Genomic DNA, 2,489 nt, shown 5'->3' on the forward strand with positions numbered 1-2,489 from the left:
TCTTTCTCCGACATCTCGGTGACATAGGCGCCGCGGCGCAGCTTCATCGTGACCAGGCCTTCGGCGGCCAGCACCTTCAGGGCTTCGCGCAATGGTGTGCGGCTGATGCCGAATTCCTCGGCGATCTTGAGTTCATCGATCCAGCTGCCAGGCTCGAGCTCGCGGCGGAAGATGCGCTGGCGCAACTGCTCAGCCACCTCTTCATAGAGTGCGCGGGGGGTGAGGGTAAGGGCAGACATGGGCGCAATGTACCTCAAAAAAACTATAAATTAATAATTACAGATGGGGTAGACTTCGGCACATCCGGCTTGCAGGCGCGGCTTTGCGCGCCTGCAAGTCCCCGATTGCGAACCCTGCGACACCGCCATGACCCGCCCTACCGAACCGAACTTCCAACCCTCGACCCTCGCAGACTGGCAGCGCGCAGCCGCCAAATCCGCCCCCGACGGCAATGTGGACGCCCTGAACTGGACCACGCCCGACGGCATCGTCGTCAAGCCGCTCTACACGGCGGCCGACACGGCAGACCTGCCCTATGCCAACACGCTGCCCGGTTTCGAGCCCTACCTGCGCGGCCCGCAGGCCACCATGTACGCGGTGCGCCCGTGGACGATCCGCCAATACGCGGGCTTTTCGACGGCCGAGGAATCGAACGCCTTCTACCGCAAGGCGCTGGCCGCAGGCGGGCAGGGGGTGTCGGTGGCGTTCGACCTGGCGACGCACCGGGGTTATGACTCAGACCACCCGCGCGTGACCGGCGACGTGGGCAAGGCCGGCGTCGCCATCGACTCGGTCGAGGACATGAAGATCCTGTTCGACCAGATACCGCTCGACAAGGTGTCGGTGTCCATGACCATGAACGGCGCCGTGCTGCCGGTGCTGGCCGGCTACGTGGTGGCGGCGGAAGAGCAGGGCGTCTCGCAAGACAAGCTCAGTGGAACGATTCAGAACGACATTCTGAAAGAGTTCATGGTGCGCAACACCTACATCTACCCGCCCAAGCCCTCGATGCGCATCATTGGCGACATCATTGGCTACACGGCCAGGAATATGCCCAAGTTCAACTCGATCTCGATCTCGGGCTACCACATGCAGGAAGCCGGCGCGAACCAGGCGCTGGAACTGGCCTTCACGCTGGCCGACGGCAAGGAGTACGTCAAGACCGCCATCGCCTCCGGCCTGGACGTGGACGAATTCGCCGGGCGCCTGAGCTTCTTCTGGGCCATCGGCATGAACTTCTACCTCGAAGTGGCCAAGATGCGCGCGGCGCGCCTGCTGTGGTGCCGCATCATGAAGGAGACCGGCGCGAAGAACCCCAAGAGCCTGATGCTGCGCACGCACTGCCAGACCTCGGGCTGGAGCCTGACCGAGCAGGACCCGTACAACAACATCGTGCGCACCACCATCGAGGCCATGGCGGCCGTGTTCGGCGGCACGCAAAGCCTGCACACCAACGCGCTCGACGAAGCCATTGCGCTGCCGACCGAGTTTTCCTCGCGCATCGCGCGCAACACGCAGCTCATCATCCAGGAAGAGACGCACATCACCAACGTCGTCGACCCCTGGGCCGGCAGCTACATGATGGAAAAGCTCACGCAGGACATGATGGATGCCGCCTGGAAGATCATCGAAGAAGTCGAAGCCATGGGCGGCATGACGCAGGCCGTGGACAGCGGCTGGGCCAAGCTCAAGATCGAGGCCGCCGCCGCCGAGAAGCAGGCGCGCATCGACAGCGGCAAGGACGTGATCGTCGGTGTCAACAAATACAAGCTGGCCAAGGAAGACCCGGTCGACATCCTGCAGATCGACAACGGCAAGGTGCGCGACGGGCAGATCGAGCGCCTGCAAAAAATCAAGCAAAAACGCGATACAGCCCGTGTTAGCCAAGCGCTCGATGCTCTCACTTCTGCAGCAGAGAGCGGCGAAGGCAACCTGCTGGAGCTGGCCATCAAGGCGGTGCGCCTGCGCGCCACGGTGGGCGAGGTGAGCGATGCGCTCGAAAAGGTGTTTGGGCGCCACCGCGCCGATACGCAAAAGGTGACCGGTGTGTACGCAGCCGCCTACGACTCGGCCGAAGGCTGGGACAAGCTGAAAGAAGAAATCAACGCGTTTGCCGAAGCCGAGGGCCGCCGCCCGCGCGTGATGATCGCAAAGCTGGGCCAGGACGGCCACGACCGCGGCGCCAAGGTGGTGGCCACGGCCTTTGCCGACCTGGGCTTCGACGTCGACATGGGCCCGCTGTTCCAGACGCCCGAGGAATGCGCGCGCCAGGCGATCGAGAACGACGTGCACGCCGTCGGCATCTCCACGCTGGCGGCCGGGCACAAGACGCTGGTGCCGGCCATCATCCAGTCGCTCAAGGACCAGGGCGCCGACGACATCATCGTCTTCGTCGGTGGCGTGATCCCGGCGCAGGACTACGAGCACCTGTACGAAGCCGGCGTCAAGGGCATCTACGGCCCCGGCACCCCCAGTCCGGCCAGCGCAAA

2 protein-coding genes are annotated in these 2,489 nt (G+C 64.0%); one reads left to right on the forward strand and one right to left on the reverse strand.

The annotated features are described in order from the left end of the window. On the reverse strand, nt 1–239 hold a 239-nt coding region (locus tag QZH66_RS15060), incomplete at its 3' end, for a GntR family transcriptional regulator (RefSeq protein WP_305806726.1). A gap of 127 nt (nt 240–366) precedes the next feature. Here QZH66_RS15060 and scpA point away from each other — a divergent pair. Next, nucleotides 367–2,489, forward strand: a 2,123-nt coding sequence (gene scpA / locus QZH66_RS15065) for a methylmalonyl-CoA mutase (RefSeq protein ID WP_305806727.1), incomplete at its 3' end; no start/stop codon positions are given.

It is taken from the genome of Stenotrophomonas sp. YIM B06876 (assembly GCF_030711595.1).
Classification (GTDB): Bacteria; Pseudomonadota; Gammaproteobacteria; order Xanthomonadales; family Xanthomonadaceae; genus Stenotrophomonas.